The 24,787-nt window shown below is 72.4% G+C and carries 19 protein-coding genes; 7 read left to right on the top strand and 12 right to left on the bottom strand.

The window, feature by feature from the left end; all coding sequences use genetic code 11:
* Nucleotides 1–99 precede the first annotated feature (99 nt).
* Nucleotides 100–1,623: an acetate--CoA ligase gene (locus BMX97_RS03210; RefSeq protein WP_244538255.1), complete on the top strand. Its 1,524-nt coding sequence runs from the start codon at nucleotides 100–102 to the stop codon at nucleotides 1,621–1,623.
* Nucleotides 1,624–1,658: 35 nt separating this feature from the next.
* Here the strand turns inward: BMX97_RS03210 and glgX are convergent, their stop codons facing one another.
* From glgX to BMX97_RS03190, 4 genes are all read right to left on the bottom strand, one after another.
* Nucleotides 1,659–3,764, bottom strand: a complete 2,106-nt coding sequence (glgX, locus tag BMX97_RS03205; protein ID WP_091745368.1) for a glycogen debranching protein GlgX — start codon at nucleotides 3,762–3,764, stop codon at nucleotides 1,659–1,661.
* 106 nt (nucleotides 3,765–3,870) lie between these two features.
* Nucleotides 3,871–4,902 (bottom strand): tRNA dihydrouridine(20/20a) synthase DusA, encoded by a 1,032-nt coding sequence (dusA, locus tag BMX97_RS03200; protein WP_280142783.1) that lies wholly within the window; start codon nucleotides 4,900–4,902, stop codon nucleotides 3,871–3,873.
* A gap of 138 nt (nucleotides 4,903–5,040) precedes the next feature.
* On the bottom strand, nucleotides 5,041–7,377 hold the full coding sequence (locus BMX97_RS03195) for a methyl-accepting chemotaxis protein (protein WP_091745363.1): 2,337 nt from the start codon (nucleotides 7,375–7,377) through the stop codon (nucleotides 5,041–5,043).
* Between the two features lie 363 nt (nucleotides 7,378–7,740).
* On the bottom strand, nucleotides 7,741–8,388 hold the full coding sequence (locus BMX97_RS03190; protein ID WP_091745360.1) for an urease accessory protein UreE: 648 nt from the start codon (nucleotides 8,386–8,388) through the stop codon (nucleotides 7,741–7,743).
* Between the two features lie 256 nt (nucleotides 8,389–8,644).
* Here BMX97_RS03190 and BMX97_RS03185 point away from each other — a divergent pair, with 256 nt between their 5' ends.
* From BMX97_RS03185 to BMX97_RS03175, 3 genes are all read left to right on the top strand, one after another.
* Nucleotides 8,645–8,914: a hypothetical protein gene (locus BMX97_RS03185; RefSeq protein ID WP_048426387.1), complete on the top strand. Its 270-nt coding sequence runs from the start codon at nucleotides 8,645–8,647 to the stop codon at nucleotides 8,912–8,914.
* 164 nt (nucleotides 8,915–9,078) lie between these two features.
* Nucleotides 9,079–9,819 (top strand): J domain-containing protein, encoded by a 741-nt coding sequence (locus BMX97_RS03180; RefSeq protein WP_091745358.1) that lies wholly within the window; start codon nucleotides 9,079–9,081, stop codon nucleotides 9,817–9,819.
* A gap of 4 nt (nucleotides 9,820–9,823) precedes the next feature.
* Nucleotides 9,824–10,579 carry an N-acetylmuramoyl-L-alanine amidase gene (locus tag BMX97_RS03175; RefSeq protein ID WP_091745356.1) on the top strand — a complete coding sequence of 252 codons (756 nt, stop codon included), beginning with the start codon at nucleotides 9,824–9,826 and terminating at the stop codon, nucleotides 10,577–10,579.
* 38 nt (nucleotides 10,580–10,617) lie between these two features.
* Here BMX97_RS03175 and BMX97_RS03170 read toward each other — a convergent pair whose 3' ends face one another.
* Nucleotides 10,618–11,670 (bottom strand): TerC family protein, encoded by a 1,053-nt coding sequence (locus BMX97_RS03170; RefSeq protein WP_091745354.1) that lies wholly within the window; start codon nucleotides 11,668–11,670, stop codon nucleotides 10,618–10,620.
* A 219-nt stretch (nucleotides 11,671–11,889) separates the two neighbouring features.
* Here BMX97_RS03170 and BMX97_RS03165 point away from each other — a divergent pair, with 219 nt between their 5' ends.
* Nucleotides 11,890–13,134: a TIGR03862 family flavoprotein gene (locus tag BMX97_RS03165; protein WP_091745353.1), complete on the top strand. Its 1,245-nt coding sequence runs from the start codon at nucleotides 11,890–11,892 to the stop codon at nucleotides 13,132–13,134.
* Nucleotides 13,135–13,266: 132 nt separating this feature from the next.
* Here BMX97_RS03165 and BMX97_RS03160 read toward each other — a convergent pair whose 3' ends face one another.
* Both BMX97_RS03160 and BMX97_RS03155 read right to left on the bottom strand, forming a co-directional pair.
* A complete protein-coding gene (locus BMX97_RS03160; RefSeq protein ID WP_091745351.1) occupies nucleotides 13,267–14,103 on the bottom strand; it encodes a collagen-like domain-containing protein in 837 nt (278 codons plus the stop codon).
* Between the two features lie 124 nt (nucleotides 14,104–14,227).
* Nucleotides 14,228–14,773 carry a formaldehyde-activating enzyme gene (locus BMX97_RS03155; RefSeq protein ID WP_091745349.1) on the bottom strand — a complete coding sequence of 182 codons (546 nt, stop codon included), beginning with the start codon at nucleotides 14,771–14,773 and terminating at the stop codon, nucleotides 14,228–14,230.
* A 145-nt stretch (nucleotides 14,774–14,918) separates the two neighbouring features.
* Here BMX97_RS03155 and BMX97_RS03150 point away from each other — a divergent pair, with 145 nt between their 5' ends.
* Nucleotides 14,919–15,131, top strand: a complete 213-nt coding sequence (locus BMX97_RS03150) for a hypothetical protein (RefSeq protein ID WP_060849809.1) — start codon at nucleotides 14,919–14,921, stop codon at nucleotides 15,129–15,131.
* Between the two features lie 19 nt (nucleotides 15,132–15,150).
* On the opposite strand, the gene BMX97_RS03145 is transcribed toward BMX97_RS03150, so the two are convergent.
* The 5 genes from BMX97_RS03145 to BMX97_RS03125 form a co-directional block, all read right to left on the bottom strand.
* Nucleotides 15,151–15,576, bottom strand: coding sequence for a hypothetical protein (locus BMX97_RS03145; protein ID WP_060849808.1), 426 nt, complete (start codon nucleotides 15,574–15,576; stop codon nucleotides 15,151–15,153).
* A gap of 81 nt (nucleotides 15,577–15,657) precedes the next feature.
* Complete coding sequence (locus tag BMX97_RS03140; RefSeq protein ID WP_091745348.1) at nucleotides 15,658–15,903, bottom strand: hypothetical protein; 246 nt, start codon at nucleotides 15,901–15,903, stop codon at nucleotides 15,658–15,660.
* A gap of 56 nt (nucleotides 15,904–15,959) precedes the next feature.
* Nucleotides 15,960–19,712 (bottom strand): methionine synthase, encoded by a 3,753-nt coding sequence (gene metH / locus BMX97_RS03135; RefSeq protein ID WP_091745346.1) that lies wholly within the window; start codon nucleotides 19,710–19,712, stop codon nucleotides 15,960–15,962.
* Nucleotides 19,713–19,809: 97 nt separating this feature from the next.
* Complete coding sequence (metF, locus tag BMX97_RS03130; RefSeq protein ID WP_091745344.1) at nucleotides 19,810–20,724, bottom strand: methylenetetrahydrofolate reductase [NAD(P)H]; 915 nt, start codon at nucleotides 20,722–20,724, stop codon at nucleotides 19,810–19,812.
* A 33-nt stretch (nucleotides 20,725–20,757) separates the two neighbouring features.
* Entirely contained in the window at nucleotides 20,758–21,747 is a 990-nt protein-coding gene (locus BMX97_RS03125) for an ArsR/SmtB family transcription factor (RefSeq protein WP_091745342.1), read from the bottom strand.
* A 517-nt stretch (nucleotides 21,748–22,264) separates the two neighbouring features.
* Between BMX97_RS03125 and BMX97_RS03120 the strand changes: the two genes are divergently transcribed.
* Nucleotides 22,265–24,709 (top strand): type IA DNA topoisomerase, encoded by a 2,445-nt coding sequence (locus BMX97_RS03120; protein WP_143074552.1) that lies wholly within the window; start codon nucleotides 22,265–22,267, stop codon nucleotides 24,707–24,709.
* Nucleotides 24,710–24,787: the final 78 nt, after the last annotated feature.

Genomic DNA, 24,787 nt, shown 5'->3' with positions numbered 1-24,787 from the left:
GAACGGATGGCGAGCGCCGGGCGGGCGCGAGGCCGCTACTGGCCCCCACCGCGCGTCCGCGCTAGCACGGGCTCCCTCCCCTCAGCCGGAGCCTGCGCCTTGCCCGAGACCCGCCAGCCGCCGCCCCGCTTCAACGGCGCCCGCTACTGCCTGGAAGCCAATGCCCGGGAGCGCGGCGGCAAGCCGGCACTGGTCATGGTCGGCGACGAAGGGCACACCGACGTCATGACCTTCGCGCAGGTCAACCGCGCGGTGCTGGGCGTCGCGGCGGGCCTGCGCGGTCTCGGCCTGCCCGCGGGCGCCCGGGTGATGATCCGCATGGGCAACGACGCGGATTACGTCATCGTCTATTTTGCGGCGCTCGCCGCCGGACTGGTGGCGCAACCCTCCTCGCCCCAGCTCACGGCCGGCGAGGCGGCGTTCCTGATGCAGGATTCCGGCGCCGCGGTGATCGCGGCGGCCGACGACTGCCCCCTCGACCCGGAGGCCTGCCGCGGCCGGATCGTGCTGCGGCGCGACGACATCGCCCGCCTGCGGGCCGGCCCGCCCCTCGAATCCTACGCCGACACCGCTGCCGACGACCCGGCGACGCTGGTCTACACCTCCGGCACCACCAGCCGGCCGAAGGGCGTGCTGCACGCCCACCGCACCCTGTGGGGCCGGCGGCCGATGCACGATTTCTGGCTCGGCTTGCGCGAGGACGACGTGGTGCTGCATGCCGGCACCATGAACTGGACATACACGCTCGGCGTCGGCATCCAGGATCCCTGGGCGCGGGGCGCCACCACGGTGCTCTACAACGGCAGACGCGACCCGGCCTTGTGGCCGGCGCTGATCGCCCGCCACCGCGCCACCCTGTTCGCCGCGGTGCCGAGCCTCTACCGGCAGATCCTCAAATACGCCGATCTCGCCGCCCACGACCTCTCCTCGCTGCGCCACGGCATCACCGCGGGCGAGGCGCTCTCGCCCCAGCTCCTCGCCGAATGGCGGGCGGCGACCGGCACGCCGCTCTACGAGGCGCTGGGCATGAGCGAGATCTCGACCTACGTCTCGACGAGCCCCCTGGTCCCGATCAAGCCCGGTTCGCCGGGCAAGCCGCAGCCGGGGCGCCGCGTCGCGATCCTGCCCGTCGAAGGCGCACCCGAGCCGCTGCCGGCGGGCGAGGTCGGGCTTCTCGCCATCCACCGCTCCGACCCGGCCCTGATGCTCGGCTACTGGAACCGCCCCGAGGAAGAGGCGGCGGTGATGCGCGGCGAATGGTTCACCGGCGGCGACCTCGCCGCGCTCGATTCCGAGGGCTACGTCTGGTTCGAAGGCCGCAACGACGACATCATGAACGCCTTCGGCTACCGGGTGTCGCCGAACGAGGTCGAGAGTGTGCTGATCGGCCATCCCGACGTGCAGGAGGTCGCGGTGACCGAATTGCCCGTCCGCGACGACGTCCGGGTGATCGCCGCCTTCGTGGTGCCGAAGGCCGGGGCGGAGCCGGCGCGCGACGCGATGATCGCCTGGTGCGGCGAGCGGCTCGCCGCCTACAAGTGCCCGCGGGAGGTGATCTTCGTCGAGACGCTGCCGCGCACCCCCAACGGCAAGGTGCAGCGCAAGCGCCTGGCGGCGGCCTGACCGGTGCCGCGGCCGCCCTGCGCCGCGGCGCCCCCTCACCCCGCGACGGCTTTTCTCGGCGCCGCGCTGCGGGCCAGCACCACGAGCGCCCGCCCGGGCAGGTGGAACGTGCCCCCGGCCTTCAGCGCCTCCCGGGCGACGGGCCGTCCGTCCATCGCCGTGGTGTCGAAGAGCGGCGTCCACGGCCCGCCGACGACCCGGGCGAGCTGGAAGTCGATCGCCGCTTCCCCCGCATTGGCCAGGACGAGGAGGCGGCGCCCGTCGGGCGCGTCGTTGCCGATCTGCATCCCGAAGGCCCGGCGCTCGGCGTCGCCCCAGGCGGCCTCGTCCATCTCGGCGCCGCAGGGCGAGAGCCAGTGCACGTCCTTGAGGCCCCCCGGCGCCACGGTCTCGCCGGTGAGGAACCTGCGCCGCCGCAGGGCCCGGTGGTCGCGGCGCAAGCCCAGCAGGTTGCGCACGAAGGCGGTCAGCGCCGGGTCGCCGCCGTCGTTCTCCCAGTCGACCCAGGACGTGGCGTTGTCCTGGCAATAGGCGTTGTTGTTGCCGCCCTGGCTGCGCGAGCGCTCGTCGCCCATCAGCAGCATCGGCACGCCCTGCGCGATCAGGATCGTGGCGAGCAGGTTGCGCTTCTGGCGCGCGCGCAGGGCCAGGATGTCGGGATCGTCGGTCGGCCCCTCGACCCCGTAGTTGCGCGAGACGTTGTGGCCGTGGCCGTCGCGGTTGCCCTCGCCGTTGGCCTCGTTGTGCTTCTCCTCGTAGGCGACGACGTCGGCGAGCGTGTAGCCGTCGTGCGAGGCGATGAAGTTGATGCTGGCCGACGGCCCGCGTCCGGAGGCGGAAAAGATCTCCTTCGAGCCCGTCAGCCCCTGCGTCAGCTTCGGCAGCTGGCCGGCATCGCCGCGCCAGAAGCCCCGGGCGGCATCGCGGAACTGGTCGTTCCAGTCGCTCCAGCCGACCGGGAAGCCGCCGAGCTGGTAGCCGCCCATGCCGATGTCCCACGGCTCGGCGATGAGCTTGACCCGCGACAGGACCGGGTCCTGCGCCATCGCCTGCAGCACCGCGGCCCGGGGGGTGAAGTCGCGCGGCGAGCGGGCGAGGCTCGAGGCGAGGTCGAAGCGGAACCCGTCGATCCGGTAGGACTCGACCCAGTGGCGCAGAGAATCGAGCACCATCTGCATCACCCGCGGCACCGCGACGTCGAGGGTGTTGCCGCAGCCGGTGCAGTCGATGTCGCGGCGCGGGTCGTCGGGGTTCAGCTTGTAGTAGCTGGCATTGTCGATGCCGCGGAACGACAGGCTCGGCCCGGTATGATCGCCCTCGCAGGTGTGGTTGTAGACCACGTCCATCAGCACCTCGATGCCGGCGGCGTGGAGCTGGCGGATCGCGGCCTTCAGGCCGGCGGCCCCGCCGGCGCCGTAGAAGCGCGGCTCGGGCGCGAAGTAGTTGAGCGGCGAGTAGCCCCAGAAGTTGGTCAGGTCCTTCTCGACCAGGAAACGGTCGTCGACGAAGGCCTGGATCGGCAGGAGCTCGACCGCCGTGACGCCGAGGCGCACGAGATGGTCGACGATCGCGGGGTGCCCGAGCGCCGCGTAGGAGCCGCGCCAGGGCAGCGGCACGCCCGGATGGGTCTGGGTCAGGGCCCGGACATGCGCCTCGTAGATCACGCTGTCGACCAGCGGATGGCGCAGCGGCGGGTCGTCGTGGACCGGTGCCTCGGGCGCGGTGACGATCCCCTTCGGCATCATCGGGGCGCTGTCGCGCCGGTCGAGCACGTCCTCGCGGTGGCTGCCGCGGCGAAACGGATGGAGCGCGTCGTGCCAGCGCACCCGGCCGTGGATCTCGCGGGCGTAGGGGTCGAGGAGGAGCTTGTGCGGGTTGAAGCGGTGGCCGCGCGCCGGTTCCCAGGGGCCGTGGACCCGGTAGCCGTAGAGCTGGCCCGGCAGCACGCCGGTGAGATGGCCGTGCCAGACGTCGTCGGTGCGGCGCGGCAGGCGGACCACGTCGGTCTGCACCCGGCCCGTCGGGTCGAACAGGCACAGATCCACCGCCGTGGCGTGGGCGGAGAACAGCGCGAAATTGACCCCGCGCCCGTCGAAATGGGCGCCGAGCGGCGCCGGTGCGCCGTCATCGAGTGCGATCATCCGGTCCGTCTTTTCCTCGGGCGCGAGCCTGTCTCGCCCCGACCATGCCCGTGGAGCGGCCGGCTGCCAAGCTGACGCCGGGCCCCGCTCTCATGCGCCGCCGCCCTCAGGCCGCCGCGCTCGCCGGCTCGCGGGAGACCAGGGCCACCGCCTCGCGCAGGGTGTGCAGGCCCGCATCCGGCCGGGTGCCGGCGACCGACAGGTGGCGGCGATAGGGCCGCGCGCCGGGCCGGCCGTTGAACAGGCCGAGCATGTGGCGGGTCATGGCGTGCAGGCGCAGGCCCTCCTGGAGCCGCGCCGCGATGTAGGGCTCGTAGGCCTCGATCGCCGCGAACGGGTCGGCCACCGGTGCCGGCTCGCCGAACAGCACGGGATCGACGCCGAGAAGCAGGGCCGGCTCGGCATAGGCCGCGCGACCGAGCATCACCCCGTCGAGGGCGATCCCGTCCCGCGGCGCGAGCTCGACCTTCGCGGTCGCCAGGTCCTGCAGGCCGCCGTTGAGGGCGACCGGGAGGTCGGGATTGGCGGCCTTGAGCCGGTGGACCCGGCCGTAATCGAGGGGCGGGATGTCCCGGTTCTCCTTGGGCGACAGGCCCTTGAGCCAGGCTTTGCGGGCATGCACGACCAGCGCGTCGACGCCGGCCGCCCGCACCGACGCGGTCAGCGCGTCGAGCGCGGCTTCCGGATCCTGGTCGTCGACCCCGATGCGGCACTTCACCGTGACCGGCACCGAGACCGCCGCCTTTATGGCTGCCACGCACTCGCCGACGAGGGCCGGCTCGCGCATCAGGCAGGCGCCGAAGCGCCCGTCCTGCACCCGGTCGGAGGGGCAGCCGACATTGAGGTTCACCTCGCGGTAGCCGAAGCCTTCCGCGATGCGCGCCGCCGCTGCGAGGTCGCCCGGATCCGACCCGCCGAGCTGGATCGCCACCGGATGCTCGGCGGCATCGAACCCGATCAGCCGCTCGCGCGGCCCGTGCAGCACCGCCCCGGTCGTCACCATCTCGGTATAGAGCAGCGCGCGGGCCGAGAGGGTGCGGTGGAACGCCCGGCAGTGGCGGTCGGTCCAGTCCATCATGGGGGCGACGGAGAAGCGCCAGGCGCTCGGATGTCCGGATCGCTCGACCAAAACCGTCACCTAATCCCGTCCCGTGCCGCATCGCCGCCCGCGAGGATGGTTCGGTCCCGTCCTCACCGGCGACCGGGTTGTATCGCGCCCGAGCGCGCGAGGGTACCCCGGGCCCGGCATCGGTCGCGGGCGTCGGCCCGCGGCCCGTCACGCCGCCTTCACCCCGCCCAAGAACGCATCGACCTCGCCGCGCAGGCCCGTCGCGGTGCCGGCCAGCGCCTCGGCGGCGGCGAGCACCCGGGCGGCGGCCTCGCCGGCCCCTTCGGCGTCGCGGCGCACGTCGCGGATGCCGGTCGAGACCACCTGGGTGCCCTGGGCGGCCTCGCCGACGTTGCGGGCGATCTCCTGGGTCGCCGCGCCCTGCTGCTCCATGGCGGCGGTGATGCCGGTGGCGATCTCGGACATCTCGCCGATCACGCCGCCGATCGCCCGGAGGGCCGCCACGGCCTCGTGGGTCGCCTCCTGGATGCGGGCGATCTGGCCGCCGATCTCCTCGGTGGCCTTCGCGGTCTGGCCGGCCAGTTCCTTGACCTCGGCGGCCACCACCGCGAAGCCCCGTCCCGCCTCGCCGGCCCGGGCCGCCTCGATGGTGGCGTTGAGCGCGAGCAGGTTCGTCTGCCCGGCGATGCCCTGGATCAGGGTGACGACCTCGCCGATGCGCTCGGCGCCGGCGGCGAGCGCCGCGATGACGGCATCGGTCTCCCGGGCGCGGCCGACGGCGCCGGTCGCCATCGTCGCCGAATGCGCGACCTGGCGGGCGATCTCGCGGATCGAGATCGCCATCTCCTCCGTGGCCGCGGCGACCGTCTCGACGTTGGCCGAGGTCCGGGCGGCGGCCTCGGCGACCTCGGCCGACCGGGCGTTGGTGCGTGCGGCCGCCGCCGACATCGACGTCGCGGTGCCCTGCATGGTGTCGGCGGCCTGCGCCAGTCCTTCCGTCGAGGACGACATCGTCGCCTCGAAGTCCGCGGTCAGCGCCCCGAGCCTGCGGGCGCGTCCGGCCTCGGCACGGGCGGCCTCGGCGGACTCGGCGTCGCTCCGCGCCTTGGCGGCCAGCGCCTCCCGGAAAACCCCCACCGCCCGCGCCATGCCGCCGATCTCGTCGCGCCGCTCCTGCCCTGCGACCGCGACCGAGAGGTCGCCGGCGGCGAGCGCCCGCATCGCGGCGCCGAGCTGCCCGATCGGCCGCACGATGCCGCGGGCGAGCCACAAGGCCGCCGCGATGCCCAGCGAAGCGGCGAGCGCCACGCCGACGAGGAGCAGGATCTCGGCGGCGCGCCGCTCGGAGCCGATCCGGGCGATCTCGCCGTCGCCCGCCGCCTGGGCGGCGGTGACGAGGGTGGCCAGATGCCCGTCGCGCTGCCCGAGGATCGCGCGTTGCGCGGCGTTCGCCGCGACGACCCCGGGCACCTGGCCCTTGAGGCCCTGCACCTTCGCGACCAGCGCCTCGATCGCCTGGCGCGCGGCCGAATCGGTCTCGAACCGGCGGATCGTCTCGATCGCCGTCGTCAGCGCGTCGGCGCTGGCGACGACCGCGCCGCCCTCGTCCTTGGCCGGAGAATCCTTGGCCGCGAACAGGGCGATCTCGGCGATCTGGAGCGACTTCGAGGCCTCGATCGCCTCCGCGCTGGCGGCGAGGAGCGCCGCCGCCCGCTCGACCCGGTCCTGCTGCTCCTGCAGGCGGGCCTGGACCGCGCTGCCGGCGTCGCTCTGGACCTGCTCGACCTCGCGCAGGGCCGCCATGATGGCGGCGAAGGCGGTCGCGATCTTGTCGCCCCGCCCGGCCTCGTCCGGAGCCAGGTCGATGGCGTCGAAGTAATCGTCCAGGGCGTCGCCGGCGGCCTTGGCCGGGGCCCGCATCGCGTCCTGCCCGCCGAGCCGCTTCAGGATCCCGGACAGGAGCCGGTACCTCTCCGCGACCACCGCCCGGTCGCCCGCGGGGGCCTGCTCGGCGTTGCGCATCTCGAGCGCGCCGCGGACCGCCGAGCCCGCGAGCGAACCGGCGGTGGCGGCCTCCTTGAGCGCCTCGACGCTGTCCTGGAGCGCCCGGCTCGCCGCCGCCAGGCGTGCCTTCTGCGCGCTGCCGATCCGGCCGGCGGCCGCCTGCAGATCGGCGATCAGGCGGAGGTGCTCGGCCTGGATCCGCGCCTTGCCGTCCTGCTCGGCCGCGTAGCTGCTGCGGGTCTGCGCGAAGGCGTCCATGCCGCGCGCCATCGCGTCGGCGCCCGGAACGGCGGCGAGGCCGGCACGGGCCTGGGCGAGCCCGTCCGTCACCGCCTGCTCCCGTTTGCCGCTGGGATCGTGCAGCGACCGCTCGGCGGCCAGCGCGAGGTCGCCCACGCGGCCCGCGAGCATCTGGGCCGCGTTCGCGGTGTCCACGCGCTGGGCGAAGCCGGACAGGCTGACCCAGCCCGAGGCGGCGACGCCGGCGGTCAGCGCCAGCATCACCGAGAAGCCGCAGAGGAGGCGCGTCTTGATCGTCATCGGACCGTGAACCCGGGTCTTCCTGTCACCGGGATCTTGGCTATGACAGCTGGCTTAAGTCCGACTTAAGACTTCGACGGACGGTTGATCTTGCACTGCACAAAAATCGCAGGTCGCAACAGGTGATCGGCGATGCCGCTCCGAATGCCGACGACCTGAATTCCAGGCTCCATCGACTTGCGGCCGCAGGATCGCGAGGAGCTGTCCGATCCCGTCCGCGCCGTCATCTTGAGACGCACACTCAGGAAGCCCGGAAGGCGGAGACCCCAGAGGTCCCGCCCCCCCGGAGAGCCGCGCTTCGCCTCGACATCCCAAAACGAGATTGCCGCCGGGATGACGTCCAAGGATCGGCCGCGCGGGCGCTCAGTGACCGTGCTTGCAGTTCGGGCCGTGGACGTGCCCGTGATCGTGGTGCTGGTGGTCATGCGCGTGGTCATGCGCATGGCCGTGATCGTGATGGGCACGATCGTGGCCGTGAGCATGATGACCGTGGCCATGATCGTCGTGGCCGTGAGCATGGTTGTCGTGCCCGTGATCGTGCCCGTGGTTATGGTGGTCGTGCCCGCAGGTGCTGTGGTCGTGGGCCTCCACCTCCTTCTCGGGGCGGAACGGGCGCTGGAGCGCGGCGGCGGTGCAGCCCTGGCCACGGACCAGCTCGGCCACGACCGGGTCGTCGAGGACGTAGACGGCGTCCGCCGTCACCTCGGCCTGGACGTGGTTGCTGCCGAGCTGCCAGGCGAGGCGGGTCAGCCGCAGCGGGTTCTCGGCCGTGACCGCGAGGAGCGCCTGCGGGGCGGCGAGGATGCGCACCAGCTTGCCGTCCTCGAGGCGCACGGCGTCGCCGTCCTCCAGCGTCGTCGCCCGGTCGAGGTCGAGCCGGAAGGCGAGGCCGCCCCGCGCCGTGAGGTCGGCGCTGCGGACCGAGCGGGCGGCATGGTCGAGGGCGACCTCGTCGGCGACGGCATCGGGGCGCACGGCGGCTTTGCGGACGATGGTGGTGGCACGCTGCATCGGGATCCTCGCGGGCGTTCGAGCCGGGGGCTTGTCCGGCTCCCTGTAGAGCATTTGACGGGCGGGCGGCAGGCCCCGGGCCGTGTGGCCTCGGCGTCGCACCTTGACGATTCGTTACCCATCGGCCCCGGCCGCCGGGAACTCTTTGACGGCCAAGCTCATTTGAGGTTCAGCCGCGATACGGCTAAGCTCAGGGGCAGGGCGTGGGGCCGGAACCCGGTGCCGGACGCCGAAACAAGCACGAGGGGAAGACTCCATGAAGAAGCTCATCGCCGCCACGCTCGCCGGCGCCCTGGCGCTGTCGCTCGGCGCCTGCAACACCCCCGGCGATCGCGCCGCCGGCGGCGCCGCCCTCGGCGGCCTGACCGGTGCGGCGATCGGCGCGGCGGCCACCGGCCGGGCCGGCGGCGCGCTCGCGGGCGGCCTGATCGGCGCGGCCGGCGGCGCCGTGGTCGGCGCGGCCACCGCCCCCCAGTGCCCCTATGGCACCTACCGCGACCCCTACGGCAACGTCTACTGCCGCTGATCGCGACGGCCTGAACGCGCCCGGCGGATCGGCCGCCGGGTGCGCTTCCACATTCCGCGAACGGCCCGGGGGCGCTACAAGGGCGGCATGACGCCCTTGCTCCCCCGAGTCGCACCCTGCCGGGTCGCCTCCCCCCAACGCCCGGACGAGACCCGGAGGCCCGCGTGAGCCAGGGCGTCTGGACCCAGGGCGTGTGGGGCAAGCTCGGCGGCGCCGGCATCGGGCTCGCCGCCGGCGGTCCGCTCGGGGCGCTGATCGGCGCGGTGGCCGGTCACTTCCTCCTCGACCGCGAGGGCTCGCTGCTCGGGCCCACCCCCCGCGAGGTGGTGTTCACCACCGGGCTCGTCGCGCTCGCCGCCAAGATGGCGAAGTCGGACGGGGTGGTGACGCCCTCCGAGGTCGCGGCCTTCGCCGACATCGTGCAGGTCCCCGATGACGAGCGCGCCGGAGTGGAGCGCCTTTTCGATCTCGCCAAGCGCACCACCAGCGGATTCGAGGGCTATGCCCGCCAGGTCGCCGAGGCCTTCCGCGACGAGCCGGCGCTCCTCGAGGACGTGCTCGACGGCCTTTTTCACATCGCCAAGGCGGACGGCGCGATCCACGAGAGCGAGGCGCGCTACCTCGCCGAGGTGGCGGCGATCTTCGGCTTCGACGATGCGCGCTTCGCCGCCGTCACGGCCCGGCACGTCCGGCTCGCCGACGATCCCTACGAGGTGCTGGGCGCCGCCCGCGACCTGACCGACGCGGAGTTGAAGGCGCGCTACCGCGCGCTCGTGTCCGAGAACCATCCCGACCGGGCGATCGCCCGCGGCCTGCCGCCCGCCGCCGTCGCCATCGCGACCCGGCGGCTCGCCGCGATCAACGCCGCCTACGACCGCATCGCCGCCGAGCGGCAGCTGAGCTGAGCTGATGAGCCTCACCCCCGACAGCCCGGTCGCCACCCAGGTGGTGCCCTCCCCCAACCACGACGAGCGGACCCTGCCGGTCGACGCGCTGATCCTGCACTATACCGGGATGGCGAGCGGATCAGAGGCGCTGCTGCGGCTCTGCAACCCGCTCTCCAAGGTGTCGTCGCACTACCTCGTCCTGGAGGCCGGGCGGGTGGTGCAGATGGTGCCGGAGGCCCGCCGCGCCTGGCATGCCGGCCTCTCGGCCTGGGAGGGCGTGCGCGACATGAATTCGCGCTCGATCGGGATCGAGATCGCGCATCCGGGTCACCGCGACGACGGCACCGTGGCACCGTTCCCGGAAGAGCAGATGGCGGCGGTGACGGCGCTCTGCCGCGACATCCTCGGCCGCTGGCCGATCCGCGCCGAGCGGGTACTCGGGCATTCCGACATCGCGCCCGAGCGCAAGATCGACCCGGGCGAGAGTTTTTCCTGGGAGAGCCTGCACCGGAACGGGATCGGCCACTGGGTGCCACCGGCCGCGCTCCGCGACGGGCGGTTCTTCTCGCAGGGCGATGCCGGCCAGCCGATCGAGGCGCTGCAATCGATGTTCGCGCTCTACGGCTACGACGTGCCGGTGAGCGGCACCTTCGATGCCCGGACGAAGGCCGTGGTGGCCGCCTTCCAGCGCCACTTCCGCCCCGCCCAGGTCGACGGGGTGGCCGACGCCTCGACCATCACGACCCTGCGCGACCTGCTGGCGGGAAAGCCGGCGTGACGCAAGAAAGGGGGCGCTCGCGGGCGCCCCCTCGATGCTCACCCGTGGCTGCTGCCGAGCCGCTCGCGCGGCGTCTCGGCATGGGCCTGCGGCGGTACGGCGACCGGTGCTTCCGCCGCGCCGCGGGTGCGCCACAGGCTGTAGATCACGCCGCCCGCGAGCAGGACCACCGTCACCACCAGCGCCACCCAGGGCTGGATCTCGATCAGCTCGAAGGTGTCGGCGATCACGATCTTGAGGCCGATGAAGATCAGGATCAGGGCCAGTGCGGTCTTGAGGTAGGCGAAGCGGTCGACCATCGCGGCGAGCGCGAAGTAGAGCGCGCGCAGCCCCAGGATCGCGAAGATGTTCGAGGTGTAGACCACATAGGTGTCGGTGGTGATGGCGAAGATCGCCGGCACGCTGTCGACGGCGAAGATCACGTCGGCGCCGTTAACCAGCACCAGCGCCATGGCGAGCGGGGTCAGCCACAGCACCGGCTTGCCGGTCTTCGGGTCCGGCCGGCGGGTGGTGAAGTTCTGGCCGTCGAGCTCGTCGGTCACCCGCATGTGCTTGCGCATGAAGCCGGTGAAGCGGTCGGCGGACTTGTTCTCGCCCTCCTCCTCGTCGCCCGAGACCAGCATCTTGACGCCGGCATAGATCAGGAAGGCGGCGAAGATCGTCAGCACCCACTCGGCCTGGTGGACCAAGGCGGCGCCGAGCCCGATCATCAGGCCGCGCAGCACGATCGCCGCCAGGATGCCCCAGAGCAGGACGCGATGCTGCGCGTTGCGGGGAATGCCGAGATAGCCGAAGATCACCGCGATGACGAAGACGTTGTCCATCGACAGCGACTTCTCGACCACGAGGCCGGCGAGGTATTCCTGGCCCGCCTGCGGGCCGATGTACCACCAGACCCAGCCGCCGAAGAGGAGGCCGAGGGTGAGGTAGAAGGCGGTGAGGAGCAGGCTCTCCTTCACGCCGATCTCGCGGCTCTTGTCGCGGTGCAGGAGGCCGAGATCGAGGGCGAGCAGGATGAAGATGACGGCGTGGAAACCCAGCCACATCCACACGGGCTTGCCGAGCCACGTCATGTACAGGAAATCGACCATCGCGGGACCGTGATGCTTCAAGGAGGAAAGCATCGGCTCCGACATCACGAGCGCAAAAAGCGCAGCTCGCCAGAGGGGCCCGCAGCCGATGAAGCGGACTTATGTCCCCGATGGCGGCGGATCAAGGGCAGGCCGGGCCGGCCCCCCCGCACTTATTTTCTCCGTGCTGCCGATACGGCAGGTTGACAGGGCCGCCGGGGCACGGCCTTGGGGCGTCCCATGAGCGAGATCGATGGTGGTGCGCGCGGCCCGGGGAATGCGGCCCGCGCGGCGGTGATCGGCGGCGGGCCGGCGGGCCTCGCGGCGGCCGAGGTCCTGGCTGCGGCCGGGCTGGCGGTCACGGTGATCGAGCGGATGCCCTCCCCCGCCCGCAAGCTGCTGATCGCCGGGCGCGGCGGCCTCAACCTGACCCACAGCGAGCCGCTGGAGCGGTTCCTGGCCCGCTACGCCCCGGCCGAACCGCGTCTCGACGCGGCGATCCGGACATTTTCGCCGCAGGCCCTGCGCGACTGGTGCGCGGGGCTCGACCAGCCGACCTTCGTCGGATCGAGCGGCCGGGTGTTTCCCGAGGCCTTCAAGGCCTCGCCGCTGCTGCGGGCCTGGCTCGCGCGCCTGGCCCAGTCCGGCGTGACCCTGCGCACCCGCACCCGCTGGACCGGCTGGGACGCGGACGGGGCGCTGAGCCTCGCGGGCGAGGCCGGCCCCGAGAGCCTGCGGGTGGACGCGGCTGTGCTGGCGCTCGGCGGTGCGAGCTGGCCGCGCCTCGGCTCGGACGGCGCCTGGGTGCCGGTGCTGGCGGCCGAGGGAGTGGCGGTACGCCCGTTCCGACCGGCCAATGCGGGCTTCACGGCCGCGTGGTCGCCCCTCTTCGCCGAGCGCTTCGCCGGCGCGCCGCTCAAGCGGATCGCCCTCGGCCTCGGGTCCGAGACGGTGCGGGGCGAGGCGGTGATCACCCGCGACGGGATCGAGGGCGGGGCGGTCTACGCCCTGTCGCGACCGATCCGCGAGGCGATCGAGGCGGCGGGCGAGGCGGTGGTGCGCGTCGACCTGCGGCCGGACCTCGACGTGGCGTCGCTCGCCCGCCGCCTCGCCGGGGCGCGGCCGAAGGAATCCCGCGCGACCGTGCTGCGCAAGGCCGCGGGCCTCTCCCCGCCGGCCGCCGGACTGCTGCGCGAGGCGGTGCGCGACCTGCCGGCGGATCCCGGGGCGCTCGCCGCGCTGATCAAGGCGGTGCCGCTGCGGCTCACCGGCCTGCAGCCGATCGCGCGGGCGATCTCGAGCGCCGGCGGCGTCGCCTTCGCGGACCTCGACGCGCGGTTCATGCTGCGGGCACGCCCCGGCACGTTCCTGGCCGGCGAGATGCTGGACTGGGAAGCGCCGACCGGCGGCTACCTGCTCCAGGCGAGCTTCGCCAGCGGCCGGGCGGCCGCCGCCGGCGCGCTGGACTGGCTGGCCGAGCGCTGACGCATCCTCGTATCCTGGGTACGGATCACCGATGGGTCCGGACGACGCCTCGCGGCGTCACCCCGGGGCCGCGAAGCGGAACCCAGGACGACGGTGAGGCTGTCGATCCGGTAGAGAATGCCGACGGATCGATCAGAGCTTCGCGCAGAACCCGACCATGCCGGAGCTGTCGGGCGGGCACATCGCCACCGCCTCGCCGCTCTCGCGACGGGTGAAGGTGGGGTTGCCGCCGCGCAGGCAGTAGGACGACACGAAGGTCTCGCCCTCGTCGCAGACGAGCTCGCAATGCGGCTTGGCGCAGCCGTCGGTGCGCAGCATCCGGAACGGCGAAGCCCCCGTCGGGGCCATGGCCTGCGATCCGGCCTGACCCGGGGCTCCAGCCGGACCCTGCGGGCCGGCCGGCCCCTGCTCGCCCTTCGGCCCGGCCTCGCCCCGCGCGCCCGCCGCGCCCTTCGCACCTGCCTCGCCCTTGGGGCCTGCCTCCCCCTTGGGGCCGGCGTCACCCTTGGGACCCATGTCACCCTTGGGACCCATATCGCCCTTCGGGCCCGCCGGCCCGGCGAGGCCGGCGACGCCCTGCGGCCCGGTCGGGCCCGGCTCGCCCTTCGCCCCCGGCGCGCCGGTGGCGCCGCAATTGGCGATCGCGATCTCGCGGGAGGCCTCGCCGGCCTTGAGCGTCGCGACGCAGTTCTGCGGCACGTAGGGCACCTTCAGGGTGAAGCGCCCGCGCTTGTCGGAGGTGACCGGGATGTCGTCGTCGAGGGTGACCACCACCCCGGCCTTGCCGACGCTGCCCGACACGGTGAGGTCGCCGGCCTCGATCCGGGCATCCCAGACCGTGATGGCGGATTGCCCCGCCGGGGCGGCGCGCGAGCCCGCGGGCTGCGGCTGTGCGAGGCCCGCGCCGGACAGGAGGGCGCAGGCGGGCAGGACCGCGGACAGGATCAACGCAGCGCGGAGAGGACGCATCGGCTAGCCCCAGAGGCGTGACGGACGGGCCCGCGCTCGAGAAAAAACCGGATCGGCGGGCGCCGCACCTTGGGGTGCCGCCAAGCTGCGGTCAACTACGCAGGCACCCGCCGGATCGCCCCTGTCAGGCCTCGTCGTCGAGCACGCCCTCGAGGGCGTAGTGCCGCACGGTGTGCCGGTTGGCGATCAGCTCGTCGATCGTCGGCTCGCCCTTCAGCGCCCGGGCGATGGCGAGCTTCGTCGCCTCGTAGTTGGTGCGGTAGAGGTCCTTGCGGTCGAGGTTCGGATCCTCGGGGCAGCGCGGGTCGAGCCAGATCATGATGATCATGCACAGCTCGTCGAGCCCGTCGCGGGGCAGGATGCCCTCGATGATGCAGTCGACGATGGCATCACCCGTGGCGGCCTGGACCACGCCGCCGAGCAATTCGACGTATTCCGCGGTGTGGATCGTCGCCTTGGTGGTCATCATCGTGGCGGGGCGGACGAGCTGGTTGAGGTCGCGCACCACGAACATCCGGGTGTGGCCCTGGACCTGGCCCATCATCGAGGCGAAGGCCTGGCCGACCGGGCCGCGCACCGAGCCGATCAGCACCTCGGGCATCGCGTCGGTGTACTGGCCCTCGGCCGCCAGCACCGTGGCCTCGCCGGTGCGGAAGATGATCTCGCTCATGGTTCGATTCCTCGGTTCGGATCCCGGCGCGGGTCGACCACGGCGGCGGCCGCAGCGTCAACCGCGGCGAACCCATCGACCTGTCCGGAAATTGGTCTATAGGGCCGGGACGGGTCCCGATGGCCCACAGAGCTGATGCGGACGGATGAGCGACCGAGACTGGACCCTGCGGGTGACGCCGACCGAGGCGGGCGTGCGGCTCGAACTGGACCTCGCCGACCTCGACGGCGCGCCGGTCACGGCGGCGATCGCCCTCGACCGGGCCGAGGCGCGCCACTTCGCCCGGGCCATGCTGGCCGCGGCCGGCGACGCCGCCGAGCGCACCTTCCCGCACCCGCCGCTCGCCGACGAGGCGTGATCGCCGGCGGCGCGAGCCGTCAGTACCGGCCGGGCAGGCGCGGCACCTTGGTGCCGGGCTTCTCGATCGGCTCGGCGCAGGAATAGACGAACTCGGTCTGCAGGTCGGTGAACACCGTCTCGCCGACGATGGTGCAGGTCTCCCGCGCCGTCTCCTTGAGGTAGGTCGCGGCCGCCTCCGAGAAGCGGCGCCGGCGGGTCAGCGCCGGGTCCTTGCCCTCCAGGCCGCAGCCGGCGATCTCCCGCAGGCTGTTCGAGACGATCAGGACCTTGCGCTGCTGGCGCTGGTCGTAGACCTCGTAGGGGTCGTTGCAGCCGATCGTCACGACCTGGGGCGGCAGGCCGACATAGGTCTTCGAGATGTAGGAGAACTCGGTGCAGCCGGCCGCCGCCGCGACGGCGCCCGCCACGGCGACGAGGGCGAGCCTCCCTGGTCCTGTCCGCATCCCCGATCCTTCCCGCCCGATCCCATCGGCGCCCTCGAGCCCAAGCTTTGAGCCGGGGCGGGCGCGGCGGTCAAGCCCGGGTCAGGAGGTGGGCTCGTCCTCCTCCACTGCCTCGTCAGCCGGCAGCGACGGCTGCGCGGTCGCGGCTTGCACGAAGTCGTCGTCCAGCGGGCCGACGAGATCCCGGAGCCAATCCCAGTTCCCCGGGATGTCTACCGGCATCTCGACCGGCTCGTCCAAGGCCGCCTCGACGTCATCATCGAGCGATTGCACTCGCTCCTGAAGCCAATCCCAGCGTCCCGACGCCGGCTTGTCGGGCTCGACCATGCGCACCTCCGGGGTTGCGGCCCATCATGTCCGACGCCCCCCTGAGGCAAATGCCCCTACTCCGCCGCCACGCGATAGCGCGCCGTATCGTAGTTCAGCACCGGCCCGAGCCAGCGCTCGACCTCGGCCACGTCCATCCCCTTGCGGGCGGCGTAATCCTCGACCTGGTCGCGCTCGACCTTGGCGACGCCGAAGTAATGCGCGTCCGGATGGGCGAGGTAGAGGCCCGAGACCGAGGAGCCCGGCCACATCGCGTAGGATTCGGTGAGCTTCACGCCGATGCGCCGCTCGGCCTGGAGCAGGTCGAACAGCGTGACCTTCTCGGTGTGGTCGGGCTGGGCCGGGTAGCCAGGGGCCGGGCGGATGCCGGCATAGGGCTCGGTGACGAGTTCGGCCGGCGAGTAGGCTTCGTCGGCTGCGTAGGCCCAGAATTCCCGGCGCACCCGCTCGTGCATCCGCTCGGCGAAGGCCTCGGCGATGCGGTCGGCCAGCGCCTTGACCAGGATCGACTTGTAATCGTCGTTCTGGCGCTCGAAGCGCTCGGCGATCCGCACCTCCTCCAGCCCCGCCGTGACCACGAAGCCGCCGACATGGTCGGGGAGCCCGGTTTCGGCGGGCGCCACGAAGTCCGACAGGCAGGTATTGGGGCGCCCGTCGCGCTTCGAGAGCTGCTGGCGCAGGCCGTGGAAGGTGGCCAGCGTCTCGGTCCGGCTCTCGCCGGTGAACAGCCGGATGTCGTCGCCGACCGCGTTGGCCGGCCAGAAGCCGATCACCGCCTTCGGGTTGAACCAGCGCTCCTCGACGATCTGGCGCAGCATGGCCTGCGCGTCCTCGAACAGGGCGCGGGCGGCCGGCCCCTGCTCGGGTTCGTCGAGGATCGCCGGATAGCGGCCCTTGAACTCGTAGGTCTGTAGGAACGGCGTCCAGTCGATGTAGGGGACGAGCTCCGCCACCTCGTAGCTGCGAAAGACCCGCGTGCCGGTGAAGGTCGGCTTGACCGGCGTGTAGGCCGACCAGTCGGCTTTGAAGGCGTTGGCGCGCGCTCGTGTGAGGGCCAGGCGCTGCTTGTCGGCCTCCGAGCGGGCATGGGCGTCGGCGACGCGCTTGTACTCGGCGCGCACCGCCTCGATCGTCTTGCCCTTCGAGTCCGGCGAGAGCAGGTTCGAGACCACGCCGACGGCGCGGCTGGCATCGGTCACGTAGACCGCCTGGCCCTTGGCGTAGGCCGGGTGGATCTTCACCGCGGTGTGGACCCGGCTCGTCGTCGCGCCGCCGATGAGCAGCGGCACGTCGAAGCCCTCGCGCTCCATCTCGGCCGCGACGTGGACCATCTCGTCGAGCGACGGCGTGATGAGGCCCGACAGCCCGACGATGTCGACGTTCTCCTTGCGCGCCGTATCCAGGATCTTGGCTGCCGGCACCATCACGCCGAGATCGATGATCTCGTAGTTGTTGCAGGCCAGCACGACGCCGACGATGTTCTTGCCGATGTCGTGGACGTCGCCCTTCACGGTCGCCATCAGCACCTTGCCGGCGGATTGCCGCCCGCCGACGCCGCCATTGGCCGCCTTCTCCGCCTCCATGAACGGCATCAGGTAGGCCACCGCCTGCTTCATCACGCGGGCCGACTTCACCACCTGCGGCAGGAACATCTTGCCCGCCCCGAACAGGTCGCCGACCACGTTCATGCCGGCCATCAGCGGGCCCTCGATGACGTGGAGCGGACGGGCGGCCGCGGCGCGCGCCTCCTCGGTATCGGCCTCGATGTACTCGGTGATGCCGTTGACGAGCGCGTGCTCCAGGCGCTTCTCGACCGGCGCCTCGCGCCAGGCGAGGTCGGCGGTCTTGTCGCGCGCCTGCCCGCCGCCTTCCTTGAAGCGGGCGGCGGCGTCGAGCAGGCGCTCGGTCGAGTCCTTGCGGCGGTTGAGGACCACGTCCTCGCACAGCTCGCGCAGCTCCGCCGGCAGCTCGTCGTAGACCGCGAGCTGGCTGGCATTCACGATGCCCATATCCATGCCGACCTTGATCGCATGGTACAGGAACACCGCGTGCATCGCCTCGCGCACCGGCTCGTTGCCGCGGAAGGCGAAGGACAGGTTCGAGATGCCGCCCGAGATGTGGGCGTGGGGCAGGGTCTCGCGGATGATCCGCGCCGCCTCGATGAAGGCGACGCCGTAGCCGTCATGCTCCTCGATCCCGGTCGCCACCGCGAAGACGTTGGGATCGAAGATGATGTCCTCGGGGGGAAAGCCGACCTTCTTCGTCAGCACCTCGTAGGCGCGGGTGCAGATCGCGACCTTGCGCTCCAGCGAATCGGCCTGGCCCTGCTCGTCGAAGGCCATCACCACCACGGCGGCGCCGTAGGAGCGGCAGATCCTGGCCTCGTGGATGAACTTCTCCTCCCCCTCCTTGAGGGAGATCGAGTTCACGATCGCCTTGCCCTGCACGCATTTGAGGCCGGCCTCGATGACCGGGAACTTCGAGGAATCGATCATCACCGGCACCCGGGCGATGTCGGGCTCGGCGGCGACGAGGTTGAGGAACTCGACCATGGCCTTCTGCGAATCGAGCAGGCCCTCGTCCATGTTGACGTCGATGATCTGGGCGCCGGCGGCGACCTGATCGCGGGCCACATCCAGCGCGGCGGCGTAGTCGCCGTTGGTGACGAGCTTGCGGAAGCGCGCCGAGCCGGTGACGTTGGTGCGCTCGCCGACGTTCACGAACGGGATCTCGGGCGTCAGCGTGAACGGCTCGAGGCCCGAAAGGCGCATCAGGGGCTTCACGCTCGGCACCCGGCGCGGCGCCTTGCCGGCCACCGCTTCGGCGATGGCCCGGATGTGGTCCGGCGTGGTGCCGCAGCAGCCGCCGACCATGTTGACGAGGCCGCTCTCGGCGAACTCGCCGACGAGCTTGGCCATCGCCTCCGGGCTCTCGTCGTAGAGGCCGAACTCGTTCGGCAGGCCGGCATTCGGATAGGCGCAGACCAGCGTGTCGCAGGTGCGCGAGAGCTCGTCGATATGCGCGCGCATCTCGCGGGCGCCGAGCGCGCAGTTGAGGCCGAAGGTCAGAGGGTCTGCGTGGCGTAAGGAATGCCAGAAGGCGGTCGGGGTCTGGCCCGACAGGGTGCGGCCCGAGAGGTCGGTGATGGTGCCCGAGATCATGATCGGCAGGCGAATGCCGGTCTCCTCGAAGACCTGCCAGGACGCCGCCACCGCGGCCTTGGCGTTCAGCGTGTCGAACACCGTCTCGATCAGGATCAGCTCGGCGCCGCCGGCGATCAGGCCGCGGACCTGCTCGGCATAGGCCTCGCGGACCTGGTCGAAGGTCACGGCGCGGTAGCCGGGATTGTTGACGTCCGGCGAGATCGACAGGGTGCGGTTCGTCGGGCCGATGGCGCCGGCGACGAAGCGGCGCCGTCCGTCCTGCTTCTCGGCGAGAGCCGCCGCCTCGCGGGCGAGCCGCGCGCCCTGCGCGTTCAGCTCGTGGATCACGGCTTCCATGCCGTAATCTCCTTGAGCGATCGTGGTGCCCGAGAAGGTGTTGGTCTCGACGACGTCGGCGCCGGCCAGGAAGTAGTCGAGGTGGATCTGCCGGATCGCGTCCGGCTGACTGAGGATCAGGAGGTCGTTGTTGCCCTTCTGGTCGTGGGCGTGATCCCGGAAGCGCTCGCTGCGGAAATCCGCCTCGGTGAGGCCGAGGCGCTGGATCACCGTGCCCATCGCCCCGTCGAGGACGAGGATTTTCTCCGCCGCGCGCCGGCGCAGGGCGGTCAGGATGTCGGCACCGTCGGCGGGGCGGAAATCGGTCATCGGGATGGGGTTCCAGCGGGTCGGTCGAGGTATGGAATCGGTCCGGGCCGCGTCATGCGGCCCGGAAGACTGTCAGCGATGTCGAGAGCCGGGGGGATCAGGCCGCCGCCTTCTCCGCCGCCGCCGGCGCGGCCCGCAAGCCCAGCAAGTGGCAGATCGCGTAGACGAGGTCGGCGCGGTTCATGGTGTAGAAGTGGAAGTCGGTGACGCCGCGGTCGACGAGGTCCAGCACCTGCTCGGCGGCGACCGCCGCGGCCACCAGCTTGCGGGTGGCGACGTCGTCCTCCAGCCCCTCGAAGCGGGCGGCGAGCCAGTCCGGCACCGAGGCGCCGGTGCGGCGGGCGAAGTTCGCGGCCTGCTTGAAGTTCTGCACCGGCAGGATGCCGGGGATGATCGGGATGTCGATCCCCCGCGACTGCACCCGGTCGAGGTAGCGGAAGAACAGGTCGTTGTCGAAGAAGAACTGGCTGATGGCGCGGTCGGCGCCGCAATCGACCTTGGCCTTCAGCGCGTCGAGGTCCTGGTCGAGGGAGCCGGCCTCGGGGTGGCGCTCCGGATAGGCCGAGACCGAGACCTCGAAGTCGCCGATGCGCTTGATGCCGGCGACGAGATCGCAGGAACGCTCGTAGCCGCCCGGATGCGCCGTGTAGGCGGTGCCGACACCGTCCGCCGGGTCGCCGCGCAGGGCCACGATGTGGCGCACGCCGGCCTCGTGGTAGGCGCGCACCACGTCGTCGACCTCGCCCTTGGTGGCGGCCACGCAGGTGAGGTGGGCGGCGGGCTTCAGCTCGGTCTCGCGCACCAAGCGCGACACGGTGTTGTGGGTGCGCTCGCGGGTCGAGCCGCCGGCGCCGTAGGTCACCGAGACGAAGCTGGGGCCGAGCGGCGCCAGGCGCTCGATCGACGACCACAGGGTCGCCTCCATCTCGGGGGTCTTGGGCGGGAAGAACTCGAACGAGACCCGGATCGGGCGGCGGCTCTCGCGGCTCGGGCGGAAGGCGGTGGGGTACATCGGCGGCCTCGGCGAAAGGGTGATGGCGGATCTTCAGGCGACGGCGCGGTCGGGCATCCCAGAGGCCGCCTGCACGTGATGGGCGAGCCAGAGCGTCACGGTGAGCTGGTGCTCCGCGCCCCCGGAGGGCGCGAGGTGGCGCAGCCGCACGTCGGCGAGCCCGGCCTCGGACAGCCAGCCCGACACCTGCTCGGCGGCGAAGCCGAGGCGGCGATGGGCCTCGTCGGCCCGCAGGAATTCCAGGCTGTGGGGCGCGAAATCGACGACGAGGAGGCGACCGCCGGGCGCGACGAGGCGCGCGGCCTCGCGCAGCGCCCGGGCCGGATCGTCGAGGTAGTGCAGCACTTGGTGGATCAGCACGAGGTCGAAGCTCGCCCGGCCGAAGGGCGGCGCGTGGATGTCGCCCTGGCGCAGGTCGATCCGGGTCAGGCCCTGGCGCTCCAGGTTGGCGCGGGCGACCGACAACATGGCGTGGTTGGCGTCGAGCCCGGTCGCCTTCGCGGCCCGGGGGGCCAGCAGCCCGAGCATCCGGCCGGTGCCGGTGCCGAGATCGACGAGGCTGCCGATCGGCCCGCTCCCGAGCGCGTCGAGCACCGCCGCCTCGACGGTGGCCTCCGGCACATGGAGCGAGCGCACCCGGTCCCATTGCGGCGCCAGCCGGGCGAAGAACGTCTGGGCGGCGTCGGCGCGCTGCGCCCGCACCGCCTGGAGCCGGGCCCGGTCCTCGGAGAGCGGCGGCGCCGTACCGTCGAGGGCGGCGATGAGCGGCGCAACCAGGCCCGCCACGCCCTCGCGCAGGCGGAAGAACGCCCAGGCGCCCTCGCGGTGGCGCACCACCAGCCCGGCCTCGACCAGGAGCTTGAGGTGGCGGGAGATCCGCGGCTGGGACTGGCCCAGGATGTCGGTGAGGTCCGAGACCGACAGCTCACCGTCGCCGAGCAGCACCAGGATGCGCAGGCGCGTCTCCTCCGCCGCGGCGCGCAGCACGCCCAGGGCGTCGGCGAAGGGGACGGTGGCGGTCATATCGTAGGGCTCCTCGCCTCCGATGCGAAACATAAAGATATCTTTATGTGAGGAATACCAAGGGTGCAAGCGGCGTTTCGCGGATGGGATCGTGGCGGAGAGGGGTGGAGCGCGCGCAATCACGGAGGCGAGAGCTACGCCGGCTCAGGGCGGAGCGGTGCGGGATAGGGACAAAGCGCGGGTTTCCCCCTCTCCCCGCGGGCGGGGAGAGGCCTGAGCTCCGAAGGGGCTCGGGGAGCTGCGAACCGTAGGTTCGCCGCGAGGGTGAGGGGGTGGTGCAGGATGAGCCTCCTCCGGCACCACCCCCTCACCCTCGCTCCGGCTTCGCCTCCGCTTGCCGTGTCTCCTGAACGGCGGGTGGGATCTTCGATCCCCAGGCCCTCTCCCCGCCCGCGGGGAGAGGAGAAGCTCTGCGCCCTTTATTTTCCCGAAGCCCCGCGTTGACCGACACCGGGCCCCTCCATTATGTTCCCGCTTCGTTCGGGCCTCTCCGCCCGCCCAGGAGCGTCCCGCTGCCATGGCGCAGGCCACCTCCCCCGGCCCATCCTCCGGCACCCATCCTCGCGGCAAGACGCTGTTCTTCTTCGAGAAGCCCTCGGCGATGCGCCAGGTGCAGCGGTTCTTCCGCTCGCCCAGCACGGTCTGCGTCGCGGCCGAGGGGCACCTCCTGGAGGTGGCAGAGCCCGGGGAGATCCGGCCGGACTGGAAGCCCTGGCGCTTCGACGCGCTGCCGATCGCCATGGAGCGGCTGCCGGTCGCCCCCGGTCATGGCCGCTCGGGCCAGTCGCACGCGCCGAAGCTCGCGGCGATCCGCCAGGCGCTCAGCGGCGTCGAGCGGGTGATCATCGCCACCGATCCGGGCCGCGAGGGCTCGATGATCGCCTGGGAGGTGCTGGAGCACCTCGGCTGGCGCGGCCGGGTCGACCGGCTGCGGCTCGGGGCCCTGGACGAGATCTCGATCCGCCGCGCCTTCGGGCTGCTGGCGCGCGAGGACGATTCCGGCGAGCGCGACTACGCCGCCTATCTCGAGGCCCTATGCCGGCAATACGAGGACTGGCATCTCGGCCTCAACGGCACCCGGGCGGTGTCCCTGCGCCTGCGCCCGCCGGCCTTCCGCGAGCCCTGGCGCTTCGGCGGGGTGCAGACGCCGACGCTCGCCATCCTGGCCGATCTCGAGGAGCGCATCCGCACCTTCGTGCCGCGCGACTTCTACAAGATCGCCCTGCCGGTGACGACGGAGAGCGGCGCGCGCCTGACGCTCTGGCACGCGCCGAAGGACAAGATCTTCGAGATCGCGGACGCCGAGACGATCCGGGACGCCGCCGCGGGCTGGGCCGGCCCGCTCGCGGTGGTGCAGAAGGACGTGCGCCGGGCGCCGCCCAAACTCTTCTCCAAGGATACGCTGGCGCGGGCCTGCGCCAAGCGCTTCGGCTGGGACCCGCAGGTGACCGCGCGCCACGCGCAGGCGCTCTACGACAAGGGCTATCTCAGCTATCCCCGCACCGAATCGGTGCACCTGCCGGAATCGCAAGGAAAGGACGCGGCCGCGGTGCTGGCGGCGATCGCGGTGGCCGACAAGGACCTCGCGGCCCACAATCCGGCGACGCCGCAGATCCGCCGCGGGCCGAAGGGCCATTACGTGAAGGATCCGGGCGAGCACCACGCCATCGTGCCCCTGCGCAAGGTGCCGGGCCCGGGCGACGTGGCGCCGGAGGCGCTGCGGCTGTGGCTGCTCGTCGCCAAGAACTTCCTCGCCGCCCACATGGCCGACGGGATCGACGCCCGCACCACGGTGACCGCCGAGGTCGCGACGCCGCTCGGGCAAAAGCGATTCGTCATCACCGGCAGCGTGGTGAAGGTGCCGGGCTGGCGCGCCCTCTACGGCACCGAAGCCGACGAGGACGAGGTCGTGCCCGGCAAGGCCAAGGCCGACGACGAGCCGACCACCGGGCGGCTGCCGCCGGTGCGCGACGATGAGGCTGGCACCGGCGGCGAGCCGACGATCGAGACCGCCCGGACCGAGCCGCCGCGGCGCATCACCCGGGGCGAATTGCCGGTGGTGATGGGGCGCCTCATCGACCAGATCGAGGACCCGGCCCTGAAGCGGGCGCTCGAGAACCCCGCCAACCCGACCGAGCCGAAGGGGCTCGGCACCGCCGCCACCCGCGACGCGGTGCTGCCGAAGCTGATGAAGAGCCACTACGTCACGCTGCTCAAGGGCAAGGACCCGCCGATCACCGTGACGGAGGTGGGCCTCGCCTTCGTCTCCGCGGTGCGCCGGGTGTTTCCGGCCTATGGCGATCCGGTCGGGCGGGCGGTGTTCGAGTCGGAGCTCGCCGAGATCGGCCGGGCGGCGACGAAGGCGGAGGCCGTCCGTCGGGCCGAGGTGTTTCGCCAGCGCACCCGCGAGCGGGTCGAGGCGCTGATCGGCGCCGTCTCGGGGGCCGATCGCCTGGAGGTGGACGCCGAGGCGCCGTCCCGCGGCGGCCGCGCGCCGACCGCCGCGATGGTGTCGTTCGCCAGGTCGCTCGCCGCCCGAAAAGGCATCCCCCTCCCCCCGGAGGCCACCCGCGAGGTCGGCGCCTGCCGGGTCTTCCTCAACACCCATGCGGGCCCCAAGATCGGGGGAGCGACGAGCGGGACGGAGGCCGGGAGCCCGGCCGGCGACGGCGCGACCCGCCCGCCGACCCCGGCGATGCTGCGCTTCGCCGCCTCGCTCGCCCGCGAGAAGCGGATGGAGGGGCTGCCGCCCGAGATCGAGACCGATTTCGCCGCCTGCCGCGCCTTCCTCGACGCCCATGCGGGCGGGGACGGGTCGCGCGGCGGTAAGGCCCCTGCCCGCGAGGGTCCGGCGAAGAAGGCCCCTGCCAAGAAGGCCCCTGCCAAGAAGGCCCGGGGCCCGCGCGCGGCCGCGAGCCCAAGCCGCGCCCCGCGCCGACGCCGCGCCGCCGGCGAGGCGTGAGGGCGCCGGCAAACAATCGCCCGCGCGCCCGCACGAGACGGCTGGACAGGCGAACCGGGCGTCTCTATACCGCCGCTC

Origin of the sequence: Methylobacterium sp. ap11 (assembly GCF_900110515.1) — a bacterium.
Taxonomy (GTDB): domain Bacteria; phylum Pseudomonadota; class Alphaproteobacteria; order Rhizobiales; family Beijerinckiaceae; genus Methylobacterium; species Methylobacterium ajmalii.
This window is presented reverse-complemented; position numbering and strand designations above follow the sequence as displayed.

Coding starts and splice junctions, on each gene's coding strand:
- glgX (WP_091745368.1), bottom strand. CDS start 3,764: ATGATCGCACTCGATGACGGCGCACCGGCGCCGCTCGGCGCCCATTTC.
- BMX97_RS03195 (WP_091745363.1), bottom strand. CDS start 7,377: ATGACGATCAAGACGCGCCTCCTCTGCGGCTTCTCGGTGATGCTGGCG.
- BMX97_RS03190 (WP_091745360.1), bottom strand. CDS start 8,388: ATGCAGCGTGCCACCACCATCGTCCGCAAAGCCGCCGTGCGCCCCGAT.
- BMX97_RS03185 (WP_048426387.1), top strand. CDS start 8,645: ATGAAGAAGCTCATCGCCGCCACGCTCGCCGGCGCCCTGGCGCTGTCG.
- BMX97_RS03175 (WP_091745356.1), top strand. CDS start 9,824: ATGAGCCTCACCCCCGACAGCCCGGTCGCCACCCAGGTGGTGCCCTCC.
- BMX97_RS03170 (WP_091745354.1), bottom strand. CDS start 11,670: ATGGTCGATTTCCTGTACATGACGTGGCTCGGCAAGCCCGTGTGGATG.
- BMX97_RS03165 (WP_091745353.1), top strand. CDS start 11,890: ATGAGCGAGATCGATGGTGGTGCGCGCGGCCCGGGGAATGCGGCCCGC.
- BMX97_RS03160 (WP_091745351.1), bottom strand. CDS start 14,103: ATGCGTCCTCTCCGCGCTGCGTTGATCCTGTCCGCGGTCCTGCCCGCC.
- BMX97_RS03155 (WP_091745349.1), bottom strand. CDS start 14,773: ATGAGCGAGATCATCTTCCGCACCGGCGAGGCCACGGTGCTGGCGGCC.
- BMX97_RS03150 (WP_060849809.1), top strand. CDS start 14,919: ATGAGCGACCGAGACTGGACCCTGCGGGTGACGCCGACCGAGGCGGGC.
- BMX97_RS03145 (WP_060849808.1), bottom strand. CDS start 15,576: ATGCGGACAGGACCAGGGAGGCTCGCCCTCGTCGCCGTGGCGGGCGCC.
- BMX97_RS03140 (WP_091745348.1), bottom strand. CDS start 15,903: ATGGTCGAGCCCGACAAGCCGGCGTCGGGACGCTGGGATTGGCTTCAG.
- metH (WP_091745346.1), bottom strand. CDS start 19,712: ATGACCGATTTCCGCCCCGCCGACGGTGCCGACATCCTGACCGCCCTG.
- metF (WP_091745344.1), bottom strand. CDS start 20,724: ATGTACCCCACCGCCTTCCGCCCGAGCCGCGAGAGCCGCCGCCCGATC.
- BMX97_RS03125 (WP_091745342.1), bottom strand. CDS start 21,747: ATGACCGCCACCGTCCCCTTCGCCGACGCCCTGGGCGTGCTGCGCGCC.
- BMX97_RS03120 (WP_143074552.1), top strand. CDS start 22,265: ATGGCGCAGGCCACCTCCCCCGGCCCATCCTCCGGCACCCATCCTCGC.